Below are 25,475 nucleotides of genomic sequence, written 5' to 3' on the forward strand. Positions count from 1 at the left end.
CCCGACAACAGCCGCTTGAGCGGCAGGCGCGTCTCATGGGCGTCTCCGAACCATTCATTCGCCGGCCGATCGCGACCTCGCTGCTCGGCATCGCGCTGCTGATCGGCGGCGCGCTCGGCTATTTCGCTTTGCCGGTGTCCGCGCTGCCGCAGGTCGACTTTCCGACGGTGCAGGTGACGACGCAGTTGCCGGGCGCGAGCCCCGACGTGATCGCCTCGCTGATCACCGCGCCCCTGGAGCGGCAGCTCGGGCAGATCCCGTCGCTGTCGGCGATGAACTCGACGAGCTCATTCGGCGTCAGCCAGATTTCGCTGCAGTTCGATCTCAACCGCGACATCGACGGCGCGACCCAGGACGTGCAGGCCGCGATCAACGCCGCCGCCGGCGTGCTGCCCAAAACGCTGCCTTATCCGCCGACCTACGCCAAGGTGAACCCGGCCGACGCGCCGGTCATGACCCTGGCGCTGCGCTCCGAGACGATCTCGCTGAGAGTGATGAGCGACATCGCCGACACCATCCTGGCGCAGCGGCTGAGCCAGATTTCCGGCGTCGGCCGGGTCTCGGTGCTCGGCGGCTTGAAGCCGGCCGTCCGCATCCAGGCGGATCTGGCCCGGCTTGCCGCTTATGGCATTGCCATGGAGGATCTGCGCACCGCGATCGCCAACGCCAACGTGTCGGGTCCGAAGGGTTCGCTCGACGGCGCGCAGCAATCCTACATCATCGCGGCAAACGACCAGATCGCCGCGGCCGATGCCTACAAGCCGATCATCATCGCCTACCGCAACGGCTCGCCGGTCACGATCGGCGACGTCGCGCAGATCGTCGATGGCCTGGAGAACGACCGCACCGGCGGCTGGTATCAGGGCACGCCCGCAGTCATCATCGACATCCAGCGTCAGCCCGGCGCCAATGTCATCGACGTCGTGCGCCAGATCCGCGCCGAAATACCCAAGGTCCAGCGCGCCATTCCGGCCGGCGTCAACCTGACCGTCGTTTCCGACCGCACCGAGACCATCCGCGCCTCCGTCCGCGACGTGCAGTTCACGTTGATCCTCAGCGTCGTGCTGGTGACGCTGGTGGTGCTGCTGTTCCTGCGTTCGCTGCGGGCGACGCTGATCGCGGGCGTGGCGCTGCCGCTGTCGCTGATCACCAGCTTCGGCATCATGTATTTTGCCGGGTTCAGCCTCGACAATCTGTCGCTGATGGCGCTCACCATCGGCACCGGCTTCGTCGTCGACGACGCCATCGTGATGATCGAGAACATCGTCCGCCACATGGAGAACGGCGAGAGCGCAATGGAGGCCTCGCTCAAGGGCGCCAGCGAGATCGGCTTCACCGTGATCTCGCTGACGGTGTCGCTGATCGCGGTCTTCATCCCGCTTCTGTTCATGTCGGGTCTGGTCGGTCGGATGTTCCGTGAGTTCGCGCTGACATTGACGATCGCGGTCGTGACCTCGGCCGTGGTCTCGCTGACGCTGACGCCGATGATGTGCTCGCGGTTGCTCAAGGCCGCTCATGAGGAGCTGGCGGTGCCTGGGCTGGCGGCGATCAGCCGCTTCATCGACCGCACCGTCGAAGTCTACCATTCGACGCTGCTCTGGGTGCTGGAGCGCCAGCGCGCGACGCTGGTGGTGACCTTCGTGACGCTGATTGCGACCCTGGTGCTCTACGTGGTCGCGCCAAAAGGCTTCCTGCCGCTGCAGGATACCGCCTCGATCACAGCGGTGACTGAGGCGGGACCGGACGTGTCTTTCGCGGAGATGCAGAAGCGCCAGAGCGAGGCCGCCGACGCCATCAAGGCCGATCCCGATGTGACCGGCGTCGTCTCGGTGATCGGTGCGGGCTCGGTCAACCCGACCACCAATGTCGGGCGTCTCGTCATGACGCTGAAGCCGCGCGGCGAGCGGCGCGACGATGTCGGCGTGGTCGTGACCCGGCTGAAGCAGAGGGTGGCCGGCATCCCCGGCATGACCGTGTATTTCCAGCCGGTGCAGGACGTGCAGATCTCGACCCAGTCGAGCCGTTCGCAGTACCAGTACACCCTGACCGGCACCGACGCGACGCTGGTGTCGGAATGGGCGCGCAAGCTGGTTGCGGAGATGCGACGTGATCCCTTGTTCCGGGACGTGTCCTCGGAGGCGCAGGAAGGCGGCCTGCGGGCACAGCTCGATGTCGACCGCACCCGCGCCGGCCAACTCGGCGTCAGCCTCCAGGGGATTACCGACACACTGAACGACGCCTTCGCGCAGCGGCAGATCTCGACCATCTACGGACAGGCCAACCAGTACCGCGTGGTGCTGGAGGCGCTGCCGATGTACCAGCGCGATCCCTCGATCCTGTCAAAACTCTATCTGCCGGGCGGCGCGAGCGCCACCGTCGGCGCCCCCAACGCCCAGGTGCCGCTGTCGGCCGTGGCGACGCTGAAGCGCACCACCGCGCCGCTCGCGATCTCGCACCAGGCGCAATTCCCGGCGATCTCGCTCAGCTTCAACCTCGCGCCGGGGGCGGCGCTCGGCGATGCGGTCGAGGCGGTGAAGACGATCGAGACCCGGATCGGCATGCCCAACAGCATCGTCGGCGTCTATGCGGGCGATGCCGCCGAATTCGCCAAGGCGCTGGCCGGCCAGCCCTGGCTGCTGCTTGCCGCTGTGATCACGATCTACATCGTGCTGGGCGTGCTCTATGAGAGCTACATCCACCCGATCACGATTCTCTCAACGCTGCCCTCGGCCGGCGTCGGCGCGATCCTGGCGCTGGTCTTGTGCGGGCAGGACCTCTCGGTGATCGGCCTGATCGGCATCATCCTGTTGATGGGCATCGTCAAGAAGAACGCGATCATGATGATCGACTTCGCGCTCGAGGCCGAGCGCGGGCAGGGGATGTCGGCCAACGAGGCGATCGTGCAGGCCTGCCTGTTGCGCTTCCGTCCGATCATGATGACGACGCTGGCGGCGCTGTTCGGCGCGTTGCCGCTCGCGATCGAAAGCGGCACGGGCTCGGAGCTGCGTTTTCCCTTGGGCATCTCCATCATCGGCGGCCTGCTGCTCAGCCAGCTCCTGACGCTTTACACCACACCCGTGATCTACCTCGCGCTCGACCGCATTAACCGCCGCCTCGAGCAGGCGCTGCCGCCGGCTGAGTCCGGCGGCCCGCCGGTCGCCGGCGCCACCGAGGGGATGCAGTGATGGCATCGATCTCGGAGCCGTTCATCCGCCGTCCGGTCGCGACCACGCTGCTCTCGATCGGGCTGTTCCTGCTGGGTGTCGTCGCCTACGAGTTCCTGCCGGTCGCTTCGGTCCCGAACGTCGACTTTCCCGCCATCTTCGTCACGGCAAGCCGGCCGGGCGCTGATCCGTCCGTAATGGCCGCAACAGTTGCCTCACCGCTGGAGCGGCGGCTGGGCGAAATCGCAGGCATCAACCAGATCACCTCGACGAGCTCGCTGGGGACGACCAATATCCAGCTCCAGTTCGACATCGGCCGCAACATCGACAAGGCCGCGCGCGACGTGCAGGCCGCCATCAACGCATCGCTCGTCGACCTGCCGAGCGACCTGCCGACGCTGCCGCGCTTCCGCAAGGCGAATACGGCCGGCGCGCCGGTCTTCGTGCTGGCGCTGACCTCGAAGACACTGTCCGCGAGCGCAATCTACGACGTCGCCGATACCGTGCTCGCGCAGCGCATCTCGCAGGTGCCGGGCGTGGGCGATGTGACCGTGAGCGGCGCCGATCAGCCGGCGGTGCGGATCCAGCTCAATCCGGTGGCGCTGTCGAACGCCGGCATCGCCACCGACGACGTGCGCACCGCGATCATCAACGCCAATCCGCTCGGCCCGGTCGGCATCTTCAACGGCGACCGCCAGAGCGAGACGCTGTCGCTCAACCGCCAGATGCGTACGGCCAAGGAGTTCCGCGACATCGTCATCAAGAGCTCGAACGGCAATTTCGTGCGGCTCTCCGACATCGCCGACATCGAGGACTCCGTCCGAAATGCCCGTTCCATTGCCTGGTTCAACAAGCAGCCGGCGGTGCTGATCCAGATCACCAAGCAGGGCGATGCCAACGTCATCGACACCGTCGACCGCGTCAAGGCGCTGATCCCCGATCTGAAGCAATGGATTCCGGCCGGCGTCGAGGTCTCCACCCTGGTCGATCGCACCAGCACGATCCGCGCCAGCGTGCTGGACATGCAGTGGACGTTGCTTGCGACCGCCGTGCTGGTGATGGTTGTGGTGTTCGTGTTCCTGCGCCGCCTCACGCCGACGATCGCGGCCGGCATCTCGGTGCCGCTCGCGCTTGCCGGCACCTGCGCCGGCATGTGGCTGGCCGGCTTCTCCATCGACAATCTGTCGCTGATGGCGCTTGCCATCTCCGTCGGCTTCGTGGTCGACGATGCCATCGTCATGATCGAGAACATGTTCCGGAATCTCGAGCATGGCATGCGCCCATTCCAGGCGGCACAGGAGGGGGCCCGGCAGATCGGCTTCACCGTGGTATCGATCAGCCTGTCGCTGATCGCCGCCTTCACGCCACTGATCTTCATGGACGGCATCGTCGGCCGCCTGCTGCGCGAATTCTCGCTGACGCTCACCTTCGCAATCCTGGTCTCGACGCTGGTGTCGCTGACGGTGACGCCGATGATCTGTGCCCATTACGTCCGGCAGACCACGTCCGGCACCGCGACGCTGTTCGACCGGATCATCGAGGGATCGCTGTCGCGCATCGTCGCCTTCTACACCCGGACCTTGCGCGTCGTGCTGGAATATCCGCTGCTGACGCTGCTGGTGTTCTTCGCCACCATCGGTCTCACGGTGACGCTCTACATCAAGGTGCCCAAGGGCTATTTCCCGACCGATGATTCCGGCTTCGTCATCGGCGCAACGCGCGCCTCGGCCGATATCTCGTTCCAGTCGATGCTTGGCCTGCAGCAGCGCCTCGCCGACATCGTGATGCAGGATCCGGCCGTGGCCGGAATCGGCTCCACGGTCGGCAGCGGCGGCGGACCTGGCGGGGCGACCTCGAACCGCGGCGTCATGTACATCAGCCTGAAGCCGCCGGAGGAACGCGGCTACGTCTCGACGGCGCTCGTGATCGACCGCTTGCGGCGCGCGCTGTTCCCAGTACCCGGCATTCGCCTCTTCATGTTCGCCGCCCAAGACGTGCGCACTGGCGGACGGCAGAGCGATTCCGACTATCAGTACACGCTCTCCAGCACCGATCTCGATCTGTTGCAGAAATGGGCGCCGATCGTGGCCAAGCGCATGGAGACGGTTGAGGGCATCACCGACATCTCCAGCGACCGCGATCCCGGCGGCCTGCAGCTCACGCTGAACATCGACCGCCAGAAGGCCGCGTCGCTCGGCGTCAAGGTCCAGGACATCGACAACGCGCTGAACAACGCGTTCTCGCAGCGGCAAATCTCGATCATCTACACCCAGCGCAACCAGTACATGGTCGTGCTGGAGATCGATCCGAAATTCCAGGTCGATCCCTCCAACCTCGACCGCATCTATGTCGCTGGCGCGGGCGACGTGCAGGTACCGCTGTCGGCCGTGGTGCATGCGACGCGCGGGCTCGCCGCGCTCGCGGTCTATCACTCGCAGTCGTTCCCCTCGACCACGGTGTCGTTCAACCTGCTGCCGAACGTGCCGCTGCAGGCCGCTACGCAAAACATCCAGCGCGCGGTCGAGGAATTGCACATGCCCGAGGGCATCCGCGGCAGCTTTGACGGCAATGCCGGCGACTTCGCCAGGACCAGCGGCCGCCAGCCGCTGCTCATCCTCGGTGCGCTGGTCGCGATGTATATCGTGCTCGGCGTGCTCTATGAGAGCCTCGCCCATCCGCTGACCATCATCTCGACGCTGCCCTCGGCCGGACTCGGCGCGCTGCTCGCCTTGCAGGTCACCAACACGCCGCTCACGGTGATCGCCTTCGTCGGCATCATTCTGTTGATTGGCATCGTCAAGAAGAACGGCATCATGATGGTCGACTTTGCGCTTGATGCCGAGCGCCAGCGCGGCCTGTCCTCGGCGGAGGCGATCTTCGAGGCTTGCCAGGCCCGCTTCCGTCCCATCCTGATGACGACGATGGCGGCGTTGTTCGCAGGCATTCCGCTGGTGATCGCGACCGGGCCAGGCACCGAGCTCCGGCGCCCGCTCGGTATCACCATCATCGGCGGCCTGTTCGTCTCGCAGATCCTGACGCTCTACACGACGCCCGTGATCTACCTCTTGATCGACCGCCTGCGTCGGCGATCCGAGCCGCGCGCGGTTGCCGCACCGGCGGAATAGGCGGGTTGTTGGAGCGCCGCGCGCAGCGTATAGCGGCGGCCATGTCGAACCCGCCAGATATGACGGCCGCGCCGCCCGAGCCGCTTTCCGAATGCCCGCACTGCCAGAAGCCGATGCCGCTGTGCATCTGCGACAGCGTCGCACCGATCAAGAACCGCCTCGGGCTCCTGATCCTCCAGCATCCGCAGGAGCAGGACAGGGCGCTTGGCACCGCGCGCCTGACCGCGAAGCATTTTGCCAATGCGACCGTGCGGGTCGGTCTGTCCTGGCCGAGCCTGTCCAAGGCGCTGGGACGGCCGGTCGAGAATGCAGCGCGCTGGGCCGTGCTCTATCTCGGTTCGGCGCGCGCGGCCGATCTCGAGGCCGAAGGCGAGATCGTCGCGCTCACCCGCAAGGGCGAGGTTGCCGAGAACCAGCGCGCCATCCTCGGCAAGCTCGAAGGCGTGGTGCTGCTCGACGGCACCTGGAGCCAGGCCAAGGCGCTGTGGTGGCGCAATCCCTGGATGCTGAAATGCCAGCGCGTGATCCTCAACCCGGCACACCCCTCGCGCTACGGACGCCTGCGGCGCGAGCCGCGCCGCGACGGGCTCTCGACCATCGAGGCCGCCGCCATGATGCTGGCCGGCCTGGAGCGGCGTCCCGACATCGCCGAGACGCTGCATGCCAGTTTTGAGCGGATGCTGGCGCGTTATCGCGAAGTGCAGGCGGAGATGCCGGAGTTGGCGCCGAAGCCAGCTCCCAAGGGCCGACGGCGCGACTTCCGCCGTGGCAAACGGCAGTGAAGGTGCGGCCGGTCGGGGTTGCCTAAATCCCCGATCCTCTATATTGGTCCGCCCTTACGGGGCCACGTGGCGGAGTGGTTACGCAACGGTCTGCAAAACCGTGTACACCAGTTCAATTCTGGTCGTGGCCTCCATCACAAGCTTCTGATCCTCAACGACAATTCGAATTCGCGACGGGTTCCGCCGAACCCGCGCATAGCTGCTTCCGTGGCTGCCACCGGGCTTGCCGGAACCGGCGATTCAGGCGCGCTGGCATGGAGTTCGCATCACGCCGTGATGCATCCCCGACCAACGAGCGCTGGAGAGCACGTGGGCGACGTCGTCCGATTTGTCTCGAAATCCGAGCTGGAGCGAGCCCGCCTCATTCGCGAGGCTCGCGCGATCTACGACAGCATCTTCCCGCCGGCCGTCCCCGATCGCGCGCCGCAGGAAGGCGAGGAGCCGCCGGGAATCAAGAATTGATGGCTGTCGCGCCGCGTCGTTTGAGCAGGCGCGCCGCCATTCAGCAGGCCGCGTACCAGCCGTCCGGAAACGGCAGGAGGGGCCAGGCCCCCTCATTGTCATTGGCGGCCTTGGGAGCTTCCTTGGGCGTTGCGTCGTAGGTCCACGAGCGGGGCACGAATTCCTCCTCCGGCACGGGCGCCAAATCTTCAAGCACCATGGCGTCCCGGACGACATCCAGCAGCAAATTGAATTCGGCTTCGCTCATCACACCCTCCGGAACGCGGATGGCGCAATGTCGCAAAGCCGGTTTGTTTCCCGATTGAGCCGACCGTTCGCATTTTAACGATCCGGCGATCGAGGCCCGATTGGTTAGCGATTCCTGAAAATCCTGCGCGAGCCTAGGGCGGGGCCGCAGGCGACGAGTGTGAAAGAGATCACATCCCCGCAGGTTTATTTCCCGCAAGCTTTCCACGACACCGGCCAGTGCGGGCTGGGGGCGGGCAGGGCAGACGGGAGACTTGTCATGAAGGCGAGGTTCTTGCGGTTTGCAGGTGTAAGGAGCCGGGCGCGTCGGGCTTCCACGATCGGGCTGTTTCTCACCTTGTTCGCGTCCGCCGCCCAGGCGCAGCAGGGAACGCCGGAGCAGCGCCGGGCCTGCACGCCGGACGTCTATCGTCTTTGCGCCGGCGAGATCCCCAATGTCCGCGCCATCACCGCCTGCCTCAGGCGCAACCGGGCGAACTTGAGCGAAGCTTGCCGCTCGGTGTTCGATCAGGCTGGTGGATAGAGACGACCTGTGGATTTGTGCGCAGCAAGTGGTTTGGCTGCTTGCGCAAATCCGCCGGATCGATGCTGTGGATATGCTGCGGATAGGCTGTTGAGCGAAGAAGGTCTGACGCAAATCTGTAAAGATTCGAAATCATGTCGGCCGGTACTGCGCGCGATCGCGACTCCTTCGAATATCAGTTGATTTTGTAGCAGTGGATTAATGTGACGGTCAGTCGCGCCTCTCGGGCGAAACAGGCCCCCGAGAATGCGATCTATACGTCCGCGATTTCGGATGCGCGTTGGTGAGCGCGGCAATGCGGCTTACTCCGTCATTGCGAGCGGAGCGAAGCAATCCAGAAATGCATCCGCGGAACGACTCTGGATTGCTTCGTTGCAAGAGTTCCTCGCAATGACAGCTTGGAGAGAGTGGAGCCTCGCAACTCCTGTGCGGTGCCTCGGATGCCGCGCATTCTCCAAGCAGTGCGGCTACGCACCGTTTTGATGAAAATTGCAACCGTCGCGTGCAAGAAGTCTTGATCGGCGATGATCTATCGGTGAGCTGCCGGCCTTGAACGACGCGACCACCGGCAGCGACTAACCACCAGAGTACATGAGGATCAGTGGAACGTGATCGACCTTCCCCCTTGTAAAGCACCAAAATGGTGCTTTAGTGCTTTCCATGAGCCCGCCGCCCCGAAATGCTCCGTCCGCGCTGCGCTACAGGCTCGCCCCCGAGCCGGCCGCCAGGGCCGCGCTGGAGGCGACGTTCGAGGCTTATGACCGGATGATGGAGATCCTGGAGGAGGTCGCCCGGACCCACAATGTGGGGTCCAACGTCGTCCTGCTTCATGCCCACGCCTACGAGCCGATCCGGAAACAGACCGCGCTGCCATCGCGCCTTGTGACGCTGGGCCTGCGCGACCGCGCCGACTATCGCGCCGCGCAAGTCCGACGCCTGCCGCTCGACGACAAGCTCGCCAAGATCAAGGGGCCGGCCACCATTTCGATCTCGACCGTGCAGGGCCGCTTCAGCGTGGCCTTCGATTACGCCGGCTACGCCGAGGGCTGGGGGCAGAGCGTGCCCGCGCACCTCATCCGCACCGACGACGGTTTTGAAGTTCACTACGGCGTCACGCCGAACAGTCTGCCAGAGGAGGAGAACGCCATGGATACCATCGCTGCCGCCCCCGACAACTTCCTGTCCCGGGTCGGGCGCCTGATCGCCGGGATCGCCTACGACGCGATCGAGCAGGCGGAAGGCAAGAACAAGCTCAAAGTCGTTGGCCAGGCGATCCGCGAGATCGAGCGGGCCGAGAGCGAGGCGCGCGATGCGCTCGCCTCCGCCCGCGCCGAGGAATATCGCCTCAACGCCAGGCGAACCGAGATCGAGCGCGAGATGACCGATCTCGCCGCCAAGATCCAGGGCGCGGTCGAGGACGGGCGCGACGAACTCGCGCGCGCCGGCATCGCACGTCAGATGGATCTGGAGGCGCAGTTCGAGGTGCTGTCGCGCGCCATCGACGAGAACAATGAGAAGATCGAGCAATGCGTCACCTCGCTCCGCGCCGTTCTGTCGGCACTTCAGGATGCTGAGCAGCGCCGCGCCGATCTGGAGAAGAGCGAAGCGGCCGCAAGCCATCAGGCCTCCACCTCGCCGCGGAAGCAGGGCGGCGCCTCGGCGGCGGCGAAGGCAATGCGGGCCGGCAGGGCGGTGGCGCGCGCCACCGGCGTGCCACCTAGCATCCCGTATTCGAGCGACATCGATGAGCTCAGTGCGTTGCATCGCGACAAGGAAATTGCGGCGAGGCTCGCGCGGCTGAAATCGCGCTCCTGAGTGCCGTGTCATGAGTGTTCTGCTCGAACACGTGATGGCGCCGGAGGTCAGGCCGTTCGCGATCGCTGCGGCCATGATCGTCATCGTCGGCTCCATCGAGATCGTCTCGATGCTGATCGGCGTCTCCTTGAGTGAGATGCTCGGCGGCACCGTGGATTTCGGCCACCCCAGCGACAGCGGCGTGATCAACGCAATTTCCTGGATCAATGTCGGCGGTGTGCCGCTGCTGATCTTCCTGCTGCTGCTGCTCGGCGCCTTCTCGATCACCGGCTTCCTCATCCAGGACGTTGCGCGGATGGTCGCCGGTCCGTTGCCAGCCATGGTCGCCTCGATCGGGGCCGTCGTCGTGTCTATTCCGCTGGTCCGCGCCGCGAGCGGGGCCATCGCTCGGGTCATTCCCAAGGATGAGAGCTACGCCGTCGGTCTCGGCGATCTCGTCGGCCGTGTCGGCGAGGTCGTCATCGGACCCCTGGACCAGGGCCCGCCCGGCCGCGTCAGCGTCGCCGACGTCCACGGCAACAGGCACTTCGTCTGGGCGGTGGCGGCGCCTTCGTCGTCGCCTCTGCCGCAGGGAACCATGGTTCTCCTGGTCGATCGCGTCGACACCCGTTTCGTGGCGGTGAAGGCCGACGATGAACTCAAACCCTCCAAGCCCCCTCTAAGCCAGCAAGCCCATTAGCGGAGAAAGTCATGTTCGACATTGCAGTCCCGGCCATGATCGGCGTCGCGCTGATCGTCGTCCTGGGGATCGTTTTCACGGTCCTCTACAAGCGCTCCACGCGCGACGAGGCGTTCGTGCGTACCGGCCTCGGCGGCAAGAAGGTCGTGCTCGATGGCGGCGCCATGATCCTGCCGATCTTCCACTCTTATGCCAGCGTCAACCTGAAGACCCTGCGGCTCACGGTCGAGCGCAAGGAGCGGGAATCCCTGATCACCAAGGACCGGCTTCGCGTCGACATCGTCGCCGAGTTCTACGTCCGCGTTCGCCCCGACGAAGAGAGCATCGCGCTCGCCAGCCAGACGCTGGGCGCGCTGACCAACGATGCGGAGGCGCTGCGCAGCCAGGTCGAAGCCAAATTCGTCGACGGCCTGCGCTCGGTCGCCGCGACCATGACCATCCTGGAGCTCCAGGAGAAGCGCTCGGACTTCGTCAAGCACGTGCAGTCGACCGTCGAGTCCGACGTGAAGTCGAACGGCCTCGAGCTGGAGTCGGTGTCATTGACGAAACTCGACCAGACCGACGTCAAGTTCTTCAACCCCGAAAATTTCTTCGACGCAGAGGGTCTCACCCAGCTCAAGACCATTACCGAAACCCGCCGGCGCGACCGTAACGCTATCGTGCGCGACAACGAGGTGGCGATCGCGCAGAAGGACCTCGAGGCGCGGCAGCAGACCCTGGGGATCGAGCGGACCAAGAAGGAGGCCGAGCTGTCGCAGGAGCGCGACATCGCCAACAAGACCGCGAGCACCCGTGCCGAGGTGGCGACCGCGACCCAGACGGCGCGCCTGACCGAGGAGAACGCCCGCATCGACACCGACCGGGCGGTCGCCGAGAAGGAGGCCGGTGCCAAGCAGGTCAAGGAAACCGCCGTCATCGAGTCGGATCTCGCCATCAACAAGCGCAAGACCGACGCCCAGCGCGAGATTCAGATCGCCACGCAGGAGAACGAGATCCAGATCGCCAGCAAGAGCAAGCAGACGTCGGAAGCAGTGGCCGAAGCCAAGGCGGCCGAGGCACTCGCCGTCTCCGCGGAGGAAAAGGTCGTCACCGCGCGCGCCGTCGAGGTCGCCGATCGCGCCCGTCTCACCCAGGTGCTGGCCGCGCGCACCGAAGCCGAGCGCAAATCGACCGAGCTGATCGTCGCGGCGGAGGCCGAGAAGAGGGCGGCGCTCGATCGCGCCGAGGCCACCAAGACGCTGGCGACGGCGGAGGCCGAGTCCAACAAGATCAAGGCAGTCGGTGTCAGGAACATCGGTGAGGCCGAGGCCGCCGTGATCACGCTGAAGAACGAGGCGCAGAACAAGCTCGGCAACAACGTCATCGATTTCGAGCTCGCCAAGAAGCGGATCGAGACGATGCCGTCGGCGCTCGCCGAGATGGTGCGGCCGATCGGCAATCTGAAGGACGTCCGCATCCTTCACACCGGTGGCGCGTTCGGCGGTAGCGGCAACGGCGCAGGCAATGCCGGCTTCGGCGAAGGGCTCGCCGGCGAGCTTTTGAAGGTCCACGCGCTGCGTCCCATGATCGACGAGATCCTGCGCCAGAGCGGCTTTGCACCCGGTGAGGACCCGGTGAAGGCGCTGGTTGGTGCCGTCACCGGCAAGAGCAACGGCGCGGCGGTCACGCCCGCCGCAGTCCCTGCGCCGGAGAAAACAAACGCCGCAGATCTATGAATGCCCGTTCATTGCTGCGGTGAATGCTGATCGATAAGAACAGGCCGTGCGCGTCTCGCCTCGCGCACGGCTGTCCGAGTGCAAGGTCGATCGCGTGTTGAAGCTTTCGATCGCCCTCCGAACGGATGTTCCTTCGATCAGGGATTTCACATGAAGTATTTTCTGTCTGGACTGATTGCCATCGGTCTTTCGATTGCTGCAGCGCCATCCTTTGCGGCCGACGCCCGCAACGTCTCCGTGGTCAACGAGACCGGCTATGCCATCAAGTTTCTAGGTTTCAACGCGCCCGATGACGGCCTGGACGAATGGGACAACGAACTCGACAAGGTCTTGCACAACCAGGCGAGCACCTATGTCGAGTTCGACGAGGATGACGAGGGCTGCGTCTGGAACATCCGCGTCGACTGGCAGAACTATGACGAGTCGGTGCTGTGGAAGAACGTCAACCTCTGCAAGTTCAACGTGCTGAGGTTGCGCTACGACCCCGGTACCAAGACCACGTCCTTCATCGCGGAGTAGTTCGCCTTCGATGCCGGGAGGAGGGGCTTGACGCCCCCGAAGGCCCTTCCTCAGGCGTTTGCGGAAGATGACGAATTCGTCCTTTGCAAGCGCAAGCGGCTTTGTTATACGCAGCCGCGCGCGAACGTCGGTTCGCCCTTTTCCTCGGTAGCTCAGCGGTAGAGCATCCGACTGTTAATCGGATGGTCGCTGGTTCGAATCCAGCCCGGGGAGCCAAATTCCGCTGCATTTTCAATAGATTGCGATTGCCTCTTCTGGCGTCGTGCGATGTCGTTGCGGTAAGCTAACAGGTGCCGCCATCCCCTGCCTCGATGCAGAATCGCAACCAGGCATCAAGCAGTTGTGTGGAACAGCGCTGTCGCGCCATGAGGCCGGCGCCAAATCGACTCAATTCAAACCGAGCTTCCCGGGGCTGGACCCCAGAGGAGCTGATTCCAATGCGAGACATCCAGGTCGACTATTCGCGCTTGGCCCCCTCGATTCTTCCTGCGGACATTCCCGAGCTCAGTGACGATGAATGCCTGGCGCGGCTCGCGCGTGCCGTCGAAGCGCCCGACTCTGCGCGACTCGACGAGGTCGCCGCGCTGATCGGCCGGCTCGCAGTCGCGATCGAATAGACCTGTTTCGATCGCTTTGCGGTCACGGGGACCGGGATGCTGTCCCGGCTGTTCCCTGCCAACGCCCGTGTTGCGTTTTCGCGGAGCTTGTTCCAAAGATGCCGCCAACTTTCGTCCGCGGCATTGTCCGCATTTCAGGGTCCGCAAATGTCCGGTTTTTCGACCGCGCGCCAAAAAATGGTCGATGGCCAGGTGCGCACCAATGACGTCACCGATCGCCGCATTCTCGACGCCATGCTCACGGTTCCCCGTGAGGCGTTTGTGCCCGCCAGCCGGCAGGCATTGGCCTATCTCGACCTCGATCTCGACGTGAGCGAGGGCGCTGCCAAGCGGTACCTGATCAAGCCGGCTCTGACCGGCAAGCTGCTTCAGGCCGCCGAGATCGGCGCGGCCGACAAGGTGCTCGTCGTCGGGTGCGCGAGTGGATATCTCGCCGCGCTGGTCGGCAAGCTTGCGGGTGAGGTTACCGCCACGGAATGCGATTCGGCGCTGGCCACGAAGGCCAAGGACGCCATCGCCAGCCTCGGGCTCGCCAACGTCAGCTGCAAGGCTGCGCCCTGCACCGAAGGGGACCCGGCCGCAGCCCCCTATGACGTCATCGTTCTCAATGGGGCCGCCGAGGTGACGCCGGAAGGGCTGCTCGGCCAGCTCAAGGAGGGCGGGCGCCTGGTTGGGGTCTCCGCCGAATCGAAGCCGCCCCGGGCCATGATTGTGACCCATTCCCACGGCGAATTCGGCCATCGGGCCCTGTTCGACGCCTCTGCACCGGTCCTCCCCGGGCTGGAACGGACCGCCGCCTTCGTCTTCTGACGGCCGATACCCCGTTAAAATACCGTTCTGAATCAGAAGTGTGGCCGGGAAGCTGCAGGTGAAGAGTTTCCGCTGAGAACTACTTCCGGGTAGTTCCGTCGCGCTCAACCCCGTCCTATGTTGCGACGGGGCAACGACTCCACTCGGATACGGTAACCAGGTTCGCGGGCACGAACCTGGCGTGAGATGAAACGGAATTTAAGGGATGCATGGGGTGAAGCTCTTCACCGGAGCTGCGGTTTCGGTCCTGCTGGCGGCGATCGCGGGGCCGACGCCTGCCTTGGCGGACACGATCGAGGCTGCGCTGGTGCGCGCCTATCAGAACAACCCGCAGCTCAACGCGCAGCGCGCCCAGGTGCGCTCGACCGACGAAAACGTGCCGCAGGCGCTGTCGGGCTATCGGCCCAAGGTCGCGCTGACGGCCAGCGTCGGCGTTCAATACACGGATACGAACATTACCTCCGGGGGCTCGCCGACCCAGATCGTCAGGACCGAAAACCACGGCGTGAACGCGCCACGCAGCGCCGGCGTGACGGTGACGCAGAACCTGTATAACGGCAACCAGACCGCGAACAGGACGCGCGCCGCCGAGAGCCAGGTCTCGGGTTCCCGAGAGGCGTTGCGCGTGATGGAGCAGAGCGTTCTGCTCTCGGCCGCCACCACTTACATGGATTACCTGCGCGATTCGGCGACGCTGGAAGTCCAGCGCAGCAACGTGCGCGTGCTCGAGCAGACGCTCAAGCAGACGCGCGACCGCTTCAACGTCGGTGAGGTGACCCGCACCGACGTTGCGCAATCCGAGGCGCAACTCGCCGCCGGCAAGACGCAGGCGCTGCAGGCCGAATCGAACCTGGTCACGACCCGCGCCAACTTCCGCCGCATCATCGGCAACGAGCCGGAAAACCTGGCGCCGGGTTCCCCGGTCGATCGCTTCCTGCCGGGAACGCTGGCCTCCTCCGTGAGCCTCAGTCTGGTCGAGAACCCCAACGTCACCGCCGCCATGTACGGCATCGACGTCAACTATCTCCAGGTCAAGATCAACGAAGGCGCGTTGCTGCCCACGATCAATTTCCAGGTCGCGGCGACGCAGTCCTACGAGCAGACCATGACGATCTTCCGCTCGTTCGGTGCCTCGGCGGTCGCGCAGGTCTCCGCACCGATCTATCAGGGCGGTGCTGAATATGCGCTGATCCGTCAGTCCAAGGAAAACCTGGCGCAGCAGCGTCTCAATCTCGAAACGACCCGCGACCAGACCCGCGCCAACGTCGTGCAGTCATGGGGACAGTTGCAGGCCGGCAAGGCGCAGGTCGCCTCGGCGCAGGCGCAGGTCACGGCCTCCGAGATCGCGCTGAACGGTGTCCGCGAGGAAGCCAAGGCCGGACAGCGTACCACCCTCGACGTGCTCAACGCGCAGCAGGCGCTGGTCAATGCGCGCGTCGCGCTGGTGACCGCGCAGCATGATCGCGTGGTTGCGTCCTACTCGGTGCTGAGCTCGGTCGGCCGTCTGTCGCCGCAGGTGCTCGGTCTCTCCACGACGACCTATGATCCCAGTGTCCACTACCATCAGGTCCGCGACAGCTGGGCCGGCGTGCGCACGCCTGACGGACGCTGATTGCCGCAATGAGATTGGCCTCGCAAAAAGGCGAGGCCAATCGGCGGTTTGCTTGCAATCATCAAAATCCCTGACATAGCCTTTCAAGGAAGCAGCGGGCCGATTCGGCTCGCATGCGATGTCGTTTGCGTAACGTTTGGTGCCTGGGGCAGGGGCGCGCCGCACGTCGAGCCGTGAATTGGGGACAAGTCTGGCCGTCGCGACGAAAATGTCGGACTGCCCGTCGCGGAACCGGCCAATCCTGTCGTGCTTGGTGTAAAACAACGCATGCGAGGGCGTTGATGATGTGGAGTCGGAGATGACGCAGCCTGCAAAGGTCACAGAACCCTCGATGGAGGAGATTCTGGCCTCGATCCGGCGCATCATTGCCGACGACGAGGCCAAGCCGCCGCCGGCAGACGCTGCCAAACCCGAGAAGGCTGCCGCGCCCGCGCCGAAACCGCAGGCGATGAACGACATCCCGCCGTCCAAGATCACGCCGGCAAAGCCTGCCGCGGAAAAGCCGGCCCCGGCGCCCGCCGCAGCGAAGCCCGCACCGGCGCCAGCGCCTGCGGCGCCGAACAGCCAGGACGATATCGACGCATTGCTGGCGGGGCTGGACGAGGCGACACCCGCACCCGAGGTGCGGGCCCCGGAACCCGAGCCTGAGCCTGAACCCGAACCCGATGTGCTCGAACTGACCGACGAGATGGCGATGGAGCCGACACCGCCTCCGCCGCCGCCGAGCTTCCGCAAGGTCGAGCCGCGCGACGATCTCGAGTTCGCCGAAGCGGCCCCATCGCGGCCCTCGACGCCACCGCCGTCATATGCGCCGGTGGATTTCGACGCGCCGCCGTTGCCGCCACAGCAGCCGATCCTGGCACAATCGACGGTCTCCGCGGTCGAATCCGCCTTCAATTCCCTGGCTCACACGGTTCTCTCCAGCAACGCACGAACGCTGGAGGATCTGGTCAAGGAAATGCTGCGGCCGATGCTGAAGTCCTGGCTCGACGACAACCTGCCGGGCCTTGTCGAACGCATCGTGAAGGCCGAAATCGAGAGGGTCTCACGCGGCGGCCGGTAAGCCGGGCCGCCTGGCCCCGATAAAGCCCTGCTTCCGTGTCCTATCTGGTCTGTCCGGCGGGCCGGAAAGCCCTTTTGCCGCTGAGCTTTCCGTTGACTTGAACCCCGCGCGCGGCTTTCTAGCAGCCCCATGATCGAGAAAAACTACCAGCCTGCCGATATCGAAGCCCGCATGTCCGTCGTGTGGGAGGACAGCCTTGCGTTCAAGGCCGGCCGTCCCGACCGCCGCGATGCCGCGCCCTTTACCATTGTGATCCCGCCGCCGAACGTGACGGGATCGCTGCACATGGGCCACGCCCTCAACAACACGCTGCAGGACATCCTGTGCCGCTTCGAGCGGATGCGCGGCCGCGACGTGCTCTGGCAGCCCGGCACCGACCATGCCGGAATCGCAACCCAGATGGTTGTCGAGCGGCAGTTGATGGAGCGCCAGGAGCCCGGCCGCCGCGAGATGGGACGCGAGAAATTCCTGGAGCGGGTCTGGGAGTGGAAGGCCGAGAGCGGCGACACCATCATCAACCAGCTCAAGCGGCTCGGCGCCTCCTGCGACTGGTCGCGCGAGCGCTTCACCATGGACGAGGGCCTGTCGCAGGCCGTCATCAAGGTGTTCGTCGAGCTGCACCGCGATGGCCTGATCTACAAGGACAAGCGGCTGGTGAACTGGGACACCAAGCTGCTCACCGCGATCTCCGATCTCGAAGTGCAGCAGGTCGAGGTCAAGGGCAGCCTCTGGTATCTGCGCTATCCGATCGAGGGCAAGACCTTCAGTCCGGATGATCCCTCGAGCTTCATCGTCGTCGCCACCACGCGTCCCGAGACCATGCTCGGCGACACCGGCGTCGCTGTGCATCCGGAGGACGAGCGCTATCAGAAGCTGGTCGGCAAGCACGTCATCCTGCCGCTGGTCGGCCGCAAGGTTCAGATCGTCGCCGACGAATATTCCGATCCGGAGAAGGGTTCCGGCGCGGTGAAGGTGACGCCGGCGCACGACTTCAACGACTTCGAGGTCGGCAAGCGCCACGGGCTGCGCCAGATCAGCGTGCTCGACAAGGAAGGCTGCCTCGATCTCCTCGACAACGAGGACTATCTGCGCGACCTGCCGGAAGGCGCCTCGCAATTCGCCGAGGAGTTCAACAAGGTCGAACGGTTCGCCGCGCGCAAGCGCATCGTCGAGCGGCTGGAGACGTTCGGCTTCATCGAGCGCATCGAGCCGCACACCCACACGGTGCCGCATGGTGATCGCTCCGGCACCGTGATCGAGCCCTATCTGACCGATCAGTGGTACGTCGATGCGAAGACGCTCGCGAGGCCCGCGATCGCGGCGGTGCGTTCGGGCGAAACGGCGTTCGTGCCGAAGAACTGGGAAAAGACCTATTTCGAGTGGATGGAGAACATCCAGCCCTGGTGTATCTCGCGCCAGCTCTGGTGGGGTCACCAGATTCCGGCCTGGTACGGACCAGACGGCAAGGTCTTCGTCGCCGAGACAGAGGAGGAGGCCGTCAGCCACGCGCTCGGCTATTACGTCGAGCAGGAGGTGATCACGCCGGAGCAGGGCCGCGAGATGGCGCTCGACCGCAACAAGCGTGAGGGCTTCATCACGCGCGACGAGGACGTGCTCGACACCTGGTTCTCCTCTGCGCTGTGGCCGTTCTCGACGCTCGGCTGGCCCGAAGATGCCCCCGAGGTGAAGCGCTACTACCCGACCAACGCGCTGGTGACCGGCTTCGACATCATCTTCTTCTGGGTCGCCCGGATGATGATGATGGGCTTGCACTTCATGAAGGAGGTGCCGTTCTCGACGATCTACATCCACGCCCTCGTCCGCGACGAAAAGGGCGCCAAGATGTCGAAGTCGAAGGGCAACGTCATCGACCCACTGCACCTGATCGACGAATACGGCGCGGACGCGCTGCGCTTCACGCTGGCCGCGATGGCGGCGCAGGGGCGCGACATCAAGCTCGCGACCAGCCGCGTCGAGGGCTACCGCAACTTCGCGACCAAGCTCTGGAACGCCTGCCGCTTCGCCGAGATGAACCAGTGCGTGGTCCCCGAGGGTTTTGAGCCGGCGAAGGCGAAGGAGAAGGAGACGTTGAGCCGCTGGATCGCGCATGAGACCGCGCACACCACGCGCGAAGTGACCGAAGCCATCGAGGCCTATCGCTTCAACGACGCGGCAGGCGCGATCTACCGTTTCGTCTGGAACGTCTATTGCGACTGGTATGTCGAACTCGCAAAGCCCGTGTTGCTCGGTCCCGATGGACCGGCAAAGGCCGAGACCCGCGCCATGGTCGCCTGGGCGCGCGACGAGATCCTGAAGCTGCTGCATCCCTTCATGCCCTTCATCACCGAGGAGCTGTGGGAGGTGACGGCCAGCCGTGAGAGCCTGCTCGCGCTGGCGCCATGGCCGCTGAAACCGGCCGAACCGACGCCGGAGCAGCTTGCGATGCTCGCCGCGGCGGCCGGGCCGACCGATCCGCTGATCTCGCCGGCACTTATCATGCCCATGTTCGATCATGCCGACTTCACCGATCCTGCGGCCGAAGCCGAGATCGGCTGGGTGATCGATCTCGTCACGCAGATCCGCTCGGTGCGCGCCGAGATGAACATCCCGCCGGCCACGCTGACGGCACTGATACTTGCTGGCGCCTCCGCGGGGACGAAGGAGCGCGCGCCGCGCTGGACCGACGTCATCAAGCGTATGGCGCGGCTCTCGGACATCTCCTTCGCCGATCGCGCGCCCGATGGTGCGGTCCAGATCCTGGTGCGTGGCGAGGTCGCCGCCCTGCCGCTGAAGGGCGTGATCGATCTCGCTGCCGAGCGCGTGCGTCTCGACAAGGAGATCGCCAAGGCTGACGCCGACATCAAGCGCGCCGAGTCCAAGCTGGCGAACGAGAAATTCGTTGCCAACGCGGCGGAAGAGGTCGTCGAGGAGGAGCGCGAAAAGCGCGAGGCCGCGCTGGCGCGCAAGGCGAAGCTGCTCGAGGCGCAGGAACGCTTGAAGCAGGTCTCGTGAGGCTCCGGTCATTCCGGGGCGATGCGCAGCATCGAACCCGTAATGACGCTCACTTGGGAAACGGCTTGCTCAGAAACTTCGATCCCTTGACGCCGTAGCGCCAGGGCAGCTCGACCGCCTTGGTAATGCCGATGCGGATGCCGGTCGCGACCTCAACATCTGCTGTCCGCGCATGCAGCGCGATCGGCGGCCGGTCGAGCGGCAAAGCGTTGTGGTCGATCGTGATGCCGAGCGCCTCCGTCAGCTTGCCCGGCCCCGAGCAAAGCGCGTGCACGTCGACAAGATGACGTCGCCGGCGCATCGCGCCGATGCCATGCGTCGGCGCCAACGCGCGGATCAGGACCGCGCTGGCCGAGCCTTCCTCCTCGCAGACGAAGTTCACGCACCAGTGGATTCCGTAAGAGCGATAGACATAGGCAAAGCCGGGCGGGCCGAACATGACCCGGTTCCGCTGCGTCGGCCCGCGATAGGAGTGCGCCGCCGGGTCGGTATGATGATAGGCCTCAACTTCGACAATGGTCCCGCCGACGCCGCCAACCAGCATGGTCGCGCCGATCAGGTCGGGGGCGACCTCGTGGACGCTGCGCCCGAAAAAGGCACGCTTCAGCGGCTTGCCGAGGCGCGGCGCGGAGGCGTTCGAACTTCGTAGTTTTCTTGGAGCCATTCGAAGTGAGAATCGTCTGAGAACAGAGCAGGATATTCCCCATATCTGCCATGTTCCCTGAAGAGGTGCGAGCCGGGTTGCGATGCCATGCGATACCGACTAGGTAGGACCTGAACAGACCGGACACCCCATGGTCGTTATTGTCGATACCATCACGAACCCGTTGCGCCCGCGCCACCCGGAAAAGGTGAATCGGCCCGATTCAGCGTCGCCGCCGAAGCCGGACTGGATCCGCGTGCGGGCGCCCAACACCCGCGGCTATGCCGACACCCGCAACATCGTGCGGGCGAACGGCCTGCACACGGTGTGCGAGGAGGCGGGCTGCCCGAATATCGGCGAGTGCTGGGACAAAAAGCACGCGACCTTCATGATCATGGGTGACACCTGCACCCGCGCCTGCGCCTTCTGCAACGTCAAGACCGGCCTGCCCAACGCCCTGGACGCTGCAGAGCCGCAGAACGTCGCCGAGGCCGTGGCCAAGCTGGGGCTCGCCCACGTCGTCATCACCTCCGTCGACCGCGACGACCTTGCTGACGGGGGCGCCGAGCACTTTGCCCGGACCATCCGCGCGATCCGCACGGCCTGTCCCTCGACCACGATCGAGATCCTGACGCCCGACTTCCTGCGCAAGGACGGCGCCCTCGAGGTTGTCGTGGCGGCCAAGCCGGACGTCTTCAACCACAATCTCGAAACCGTGCCGTCGCGCTATCTCACAGTGCGGCCCGGCGCGCGCTACTTCCATTCGATCCGGCTGTTGCAGCGGGTCAAGGAGATCGATCCGAGCATTTTCACCAAGTCCGGGATCATGGTGGGCCTCGGCGAGGAACGCCACGAGGTGCAGCAGGTGATGGACGACCTGCGCTCGGCCGACGTCGACTTCCTGACCATCGGGCAATATCTCCAGCCGACGCGCAAGCATCATGCGGTGATGCGCTACGTGCCGCCGGACGAGTTTTCGTCATACGAAAAGGTCGCCTACACCAAAGGCTTCCTGATGGTGTCGGCGAGCCCGCTCACCCGTTCGTCGCATCATGCCGGCGAGGATTTTGCAAGACTGAAGGCAGCGCGGGCCGCAACGGCTCGCTGACGTCCAATGCATCGAGTTTCGAGCAAGCACCGCGTCAACCACAGTGCGTCCGAGATGTTTGATCTGGTCGCCGATGTCGAGCGCTACCCGGAATTCGTGCCGTTGTGCAGCGCGCTGAAGGTGCGTCAGCGATTGGCCAAGCCCGACGGGACCGAGGTGCTGGTCGCCGACATGACGGTGTCGTTCAAGCTGGTCAAGGAATCCTTCACCAGCCGCGTGACGCTCGATCGTGCCAATTTGAAAATTCTCGTCGAATATCTGCAGGGGCCGTTCAGCAATCTGGAAAATCGCTGGACGTTCGAGCCGAAGGGCGAGGGGGTCTGCGACGTCGGCTTTTTCCTGTCCTACGAGTTCAGGAGCCGCATGCTGGCGATACTGATGGGCTCGATGTTCGACGCCGCATTCGCGCGCTTTTCCGCGGCCTTCGAAAAGCGGGCCGATGCGATCTACGGGCGGCCGAAGCTCGCATCGTCCTGATCAATCAACGGCTTTCACGATATCCGGCGGCTGCGAGGCATAATAGGCCGCGGCCTCCTCGATCTCCTGCGGCGTCATCGCGCGCGCGATGTTGCGCATCTGCTGGCTGATGTCGTTGCGCCGTTCGCTTGTGGCAAACGCCTGGAGCTGTGCCTTCATGTAGGCCTCGGATTGGCCCTCGAGCCAGGGACTGCCGGTCTTGTTGTCGAGACTGCCGTGGCAGGAGCCGCAAGGTGCAATGCCGCGCATCGGCGCGCCGTAGATGACGATGTTGGGCTTGGGAAGCTGCGGCGTCGGATGGTACGCCGGCAGCCGCGGCAGATAGGCGTAATAGACTGCGAGATCGGCGATTTCCCGGTCCGTCAGGTTGACCGCGAAGGGCGACATCACGGCATTGGTGCGCGCGCCGGAGCGGAAATCGTGCAGCTCCTTGTAGATCACGGCGGCGTACTGGCCGGCGAGGTTGGGCGAATCCGCCCGGCTGATGCCGGTCGGGCCGTGGCAGATCGCGCAGCGCTGCGCCAGCGTGGCGCCGCGGCCGATCGCCTCCTGGTTCGGACGCGACAGCGTGTGCGAGGTCAGCACAACCTCCGACAGACGCTTGTCCTGCGCCTGCGCAGCGACGCCTGCTGAGCGTTGCGGCACCCCGGCAGCGCTGCAGATCGCATCCCAGACATTGGCGAATTGAACCCAGGGCTGCGCGAAGGGCAATACGATGAAGCCGACAATCACCGTCACGATGAAGATTGCAGCGGTGATACCGACGCTCGACTTGAAGTGCCAGTTGCTGAGCGTGAAAAGGTCGCGCGCACTCATCACTGCGCTCCCACATAGACGGCCGGCACCGACGTGCCCTCGGTCATTGCCAGGGTGAGGATCGGGTAGCCGTAGTTGGTGATGGTGAGCGCGATCATCAACGCCACCCACAGCGCATGCGTGTTGAGCGCAAGCGGAACGGTCGCCGGCTGATGCACCGCGAGGCTGAAGCGATAGGCGCCGGTCTCGGCCGCGGGCGATCGCATGCCGCGCGCCAGGATGACCAGGAACAGGATGCCGGAGGTCAGCAGGATGAAGCCGCCGATCGCGGAGAAGGTGACCGAGAGCGCCTGCGGCGCGATCGCGGGATCGCCGAAATCGAAATAGGCCATGCGGCGCGGCATGCCCAGAATGCCGACCCAGTGCCACGGGAAGGTGGTGACGATCATGCCGACGAACCACAGCCAGAGCTGAGTGCGCATCAGGCGGAGATCGACGAGCTCGCGGCCGGTGAGATGCGGCCACAGATCATAGGCGATCGCGAATTGTGGATCGATGCATCGAGCTGATAGCTCATGTTGATAAGGCCGCCGGCACCACCGAAGCCGAGCATGACGAACGAGAAGGCGAGCGCAAGCATCATCGGATTGTCCCAGGGCAGCGCCCGGATCCAGCCGAACATACCGCGCCCCCCGCGCAGGCGCGCCGCGATCTCGACGGAGGCGCAGATCGTGAACACCGTCAGAAGCGTCGGCAGCGCGACCAGCGCCGTGAAGGCCGAATGGATGAACTTGAAGCCGGCGCCGACCTGCGGGTCGGCGAAGGTGTGGTGCATGCCGATCGGCATTGCCACCACCAGGAACAGGATGAAGGAGATCCGCGCCATGGTGTCGGAGTAGACCCGGCCGCCGATCGCGCGCGGCACGATGGTGTAATAGGCGATGTAGGTCGGCATCAGCCAGAAATAGACGATGGCGTGCAGCGTCCAGGAGAAGAACACCCGGGCAAGTCCGGCATCGATCGTGGCCTTCAGCCCCGCCGCGACCGGGATGATCTGCAACAACAGCTCGAGCGCCGCACCGAGCGCGGTCCAGGCCCACAAATAGGAGCCCGCAACATTGGCGAACATCGCCAGCGGCACCGCTGCTCCGGGATGCGCCTTTCTCCAGACGCGCAGATTGATCGACATCAGCGCGACCCAGATCCAGGAGCCGACCACGACGAGCACGACGCCGATGTAATAGAAGACGTTGCCGATCAGCGGCGGATAGAAGGTGTAGAGCACCGAGGCGCGCCCCAGCGCGATCGGGATCACCGCCATGACGCTGCCTGCGACGATCAGCCAGAAGCCGGCCCACGCCCAGCGCACGCCGACCAGGCGCTGCTCCAGCGCGGACTCGCTGATCGCATAGCCGAATCCCATCGCAACCAGGGTCGGGAAGACGTAGCCCATGACCGTGCCATGCGCAGTCAGCGAGCGGTAGTAGAGCTCGGGATTGGAGAGCCAGGTGCCGATCGGACTGCGGATGAACATCTGCCAGGCGCCGAGCGTGAGCGCGACGCCGAACACGGCAAAAGCCAGCCAGAAATGAGCGAGGATGAGCTTTCTATTGGCCAACACAGCTCACCCTCCCACCGCTCTTCGCAAGCTCCGCGAACTTCGTTTTGTCGATCACGCGGACCTTGCCCCACATGCCCTCGTGGCCGAAGCTGCAAAACTCCTGGCAGGGCATCAGATAGTCCCCGGTCTTCTCGAAACGCATGAGCTGCTCGGAGACGTAGCCCGGCACCAGCATGGTGTTGATGTTGGTGCCCTGGATCAGGATGCCGTGCACCACGTCGGCGCTGGTGGCGCGCAGCGTGATCGGCGTCTCCGCAGGCACCACGATGCAGGCCGGCGTGAAGGAATATTGCTGGCCGATCGCGCGTACAGTCACCGCGCCATTGGTCTCGAGCACGCTGCCGAGATTGCTCTCGATGAACTCGCCGGACAGATGTATTCGTGAAGGATCGGTCGTCTCGACGCGCGGCTGCGGCATGGTCGCACGATGAATTCCGGCAAACGCCGCCAGCAGCGCCATCCCCACGATGATGATCACGGATATCGTGGCCCAGCGCCGCTCGGTGCGCGCCGCGATCTCGGCGCCGTGATGGCCGTCCTCCTGCACGCTCATTGCAGCGCCCCGCGCGGCAGGAAGACGAAGAGATAGAACGCCAGCCAGATCGCGACGACGCAAGCCGTGGCGATCCCCGCGAGCGCAATTGCGCCGGACGGGCCTTGCGCGACGATTTCCTCGACGGCCTGGTCGGCGGCGGCTGGGCTGGTCGGCGGATCGGAATTGATCAT

At 64.9% G+C, this 25,475-nt stretch carries 21 protein-coding genes, 2 tRNA genes and 1 pseudogene; 18 read left to right on the top strand and 6 right to left on the bottom strand.

The window, feature by feature from the left end:
- Positions 1-35 precede the first annotated feature (35 nt).
- From AXW67_RS26690 to AXW67_RS43305, 5 genes are all read left to right on the top strand, one after another.
- Positions 36-3,185, top strand: coding sequence for an efflux RND transporter permease subunit (locus AXW67_RS26690; RefSeq protein WP_027555183.1), 3,150 nt, complete (start codon positions 36-38; stop codon positions 3,183-3,185).
- Positions 3,185-6,289 (top strand): efflux RND transporter permease subunit, encoded by a 3,105-nt coding sequence (locus AXW67_RS26695; RefSeq protein ID WP_063680305.1) that lies wholly within the window; start codon positions 3,185-3,187, stop codon positions 6,287-6,289. The genes AXW67_RS26690 and AXW67_RS26695 overlap by 1 nt, the downstream gene beginning before the upstream one ends.
- A gap of 41 nt (positions 6,290-6,330) precedes the next feature.
- Complete coding sequence (locus AXW67_RS26700) at positions 6,331-7,071, top strand: tRNA-uridine aminocarboxypropyltransferase (RefSeq protein ID WP_063680306.1); 741 nt, start codon at positions 6,331-6,333, stop codon at positions 7,069-7,071.
- Positions 7,072-7,131: 60 nt separating this feature from the next.
- A tRNA-Cys gene (locus tag AXW67_RS26705) sits at positions 7,132-7,205 on the top strand.
- A gap of 175 nt (positions 7,206-7,380) precedes the next feature.
- The gene (locus AXW67_RS43305; RefSeq protein ID WP_198024812.1) at positions 7,381-7,533 is read left to right on the top strand and encodes a hypothetical protein; all 153 of its coding nucleotides are present in this window, start codon (positions 7,381-7,383) and stop codon (positions 7,531-7,533) included.
- 40 nt (positions 7,534-7,573) lie between these two features.
- Here AXW67_RS43305 and AXW67_RS26710 read toward each other — a convergent pair whose 3' ends face one another.
- Positions 7,574-7,780, bottom strand: coding sequence for a hypothetical protein (locus AXW67_RS26710; RefSeq protein WP_027555180.1), 207 nt, complete (start codon positions 7,778-7,780; stop codon positions 7,574-7,576).
- Between the two features lie 258 nt (positions 7,781-8,038).
- On the opposite strand from AXW67_RS26710, the gene AXW67_RS26715 reads away from it, so the two are divergent.
- The 11 genes from AXW67_RS26715 (at position 8,039) to AXW67_RS26765 (ending at position 20,144) form a co-directional block, all read left to right on the top strand.
- Entirely contained in the window at positions 8,039-8,302 is a 264-nt protein-coding gene (locus tag AXW67_RS26715) for a hypothetical protein (protein ID WP_027555179.1), read from the top strand.
- Positions 8,303-8,953: 651 nt separating this feature from the next.
- The gene (locus tag AXW67_RS26720; protein WP_063680307.1) at positions 8,954-10,117 is read left to right on the top strand and encodes a PspA/IM30 family protein; all 1,164 of its coding nucleotides are present in this window, start codon (positions 8,954-8,956) and stop codon (positions 10,115-10,117) included.
- 10 nt (positions 10,118-10,127) lie between these two features.
- On the top strand, positions 10,128-10,796 hold the full coding sequence (locus AXW67_RS26725) for an OB-fold-containig protein (protein ID WP_063680308.1): 669 nt from the start codon (positions 10,128-10,130) through the stop codon (positions 10,794-10,796).
- Positions 10,797-10,807: 11 nt separating this feature from the next.
- Positions 10,808-12,511, top strand: coding sequence for a flotillin family protein (locus AXW67_RS26730; protein ID WP_063680309.1), 1,704 nt, complete (start codon positions 10,808-10,810; stop codon positions 12,509-12,511).
- Positions 12,512-12,661: 150 nt separating this feature from the next.
- Entirely contained in the window at positions 12,662-13,030 is a 369-nt protein-coding gene (locus tag AXW67_RS26735; RefSeq protein WP_063680310.1) for a hypothetical protein, read from the top strand.
- Positions 13,031-13,171: 141 nt separating this feature from the next.
- A tRNA-Asn gene (locus AXW67_RS26740) sits at positions 13,172-13,246 on the top strand.
- 221 nt (positions 13,247-13,467) lie between these two features.
- On the top strand, positions 13,468-13,647 hold the full coding sequence (locus tag AXW67_RS26745; protein ID WP_027555659.1) for a hypothetical protein: 180 nt from the start codon (positions 13,468-13,470) through the stop codon (positions 13,645-13,647).
- A 147-nt stretch (positions 13,648-13,794) separates the two neighbouring features.
- Complete coding sequence (locus AXW67_RS26750) at positions 13,795-14,457, top strand: protein-L-isoaspartate O-methyltransferase family protein (protein WP_063680311.1); 663 nt, start codon at positions 13,795-13,797, stop codon at positions 14,455-14,457.
- 205 nt (positions 14,458-14,662) lie between these two features.
- On the top strand, positions 14,663-16,069 hold the full coding sequence (locus AXW67_RS26755) for a TolC family outer membrane protein (RefSeq protein ID WP_063680312.1): 1,407 nt from the start codon (positions 14,663-14,665) through the stop codon (positions 16,067-16,069).
- 298 nt (positions 16,070-16,367) lie between these two features.
- A complete protein-coding gene (locus tag AXW67_RS26760) occupies positions 16,368-17,132 on the top strand; it encodes a PopZ family protein (protein WP_063680313.1) in 765 nt (254 codons plus the stop codon).
- 129 nt (positions 17,133-17,261) lie between these two features.
- On the top strand, positions 17,262-20,144 hold the full coding sequence (locus AXW67_RS26765) for a valine--tRNA ligase (RefSeq protein WP_063680314.1): 2,883 nt from the start codon (positions 17,262-17,264) through the stop codon (positions 20,142-20,144).
- A gap of 49 nt (positions 20,145-20,193) precedes the next feature.
- Here AXW67_RS26765 and AXW67_RS26770 read toward each other — a convergent pair whose 3' ends face one another.
- Positions 20,194-20,808: a DNA-3-methyladenine glycosylase gene (locus AXW67_RS26770; protein WP_063680315.1), complete on the bottom strand. Its 615-nt coding sequence runs from the start codon at positions 20,806-20,808 to the stop codon at positions 20,194-20,196.
- A gap of 130 nt (positions 20,809-20,938) precedes the next feature.
- Here AXW67_RS26770 and lipA point away from each other — a divergent pair, with 130 nt between their 5' ends.
- On the top strand, positions 20,939-21,895 hold the full coding sequence (gene lipA / locus AXW67_RS26775; RefSeq protein ID WP_063680316.1) for a lipoyl synthase: 957 nt from the start codon (positions 20,939-20,941) through the stop codon (positions 21,893-21,895).
- A gap of 6 nt (positions 21,896-21,901) precedes the next feature.
- Complete coding sequence (locus AXW67_RS26780) at positions 21,902-22,372, top strand: type II toxin-antitoxin system RatA family toxin (protein WP_063680317.1); 471 nt, start codon at positions 21,902-21,904, stop codon at positions 22,370-22,372.
- On the opposite strand, the gene AXW67_RS26785 is transcribed toward AXW67_RS26780, so the two are convergent.
- The 4 genes and pseudogenes from AXW67_RS26785 to AXW67_RS43310 form a co-directional block, all read right to left on the bottom strand.
- Complete coding sequence (locus tag AXW67_RS26785; protein ID WP_063680318.1) at positions 22,373-23,188, bottom strand: c-type cytochrome; 816 nt, start codon at positions 23,186-23,188, stop codon at positions 22,373-22,375.
- A pseudogene (locus tag AXW67_RS26790) lies at positions 23,188-24,749 on the bottom strand (cbb3-type cytochrome c oxidase subunit I). The gene AXW67_RS26785 and the pseudogene AXW67_RS26790 overlap by 1 nt, the downstream one beginning before the upstream one ends.
- Entirely contained in the window at positions 24,736-25,302 is a 567-nt protein-coding gene (locus AXW67_RS26795) for a cupredoxin domain-containing protein (protein ID WP_063680319.1), read from the bottom strand. The pseudogene AXW67_RS26790 and the gene AXW67_RS26795 overlap by 14 nt, the downstream one beginning before the upstream one ends.
- Complete coding sequence (locus AXW67_RS43310) at positions 25,299-25,475, bottom strand: hypothetical protein (RefSeq protein ID WP_201723722.1); 177 nt, start codon at positions 25,473-25,475, stop codon at positions 25,299-25,301. The genes AXW67_RS26795 and AXW67_RS43310 overlap by 4 nt, the downstream gene beginning before the upstream one ends.

The sequence above is a fragment of the Bradyrhizobium neotropicale genome, assembly GCF_001641695.1.
GTDB classification, from domain to species: domain Bacteria; phylum Pseudomonadota; class Alphaproteobacteria; order Rhizobiales; family Xanthobacteraceae; genus Bradyrhizobium; species Bradyrhizobium neotropicale.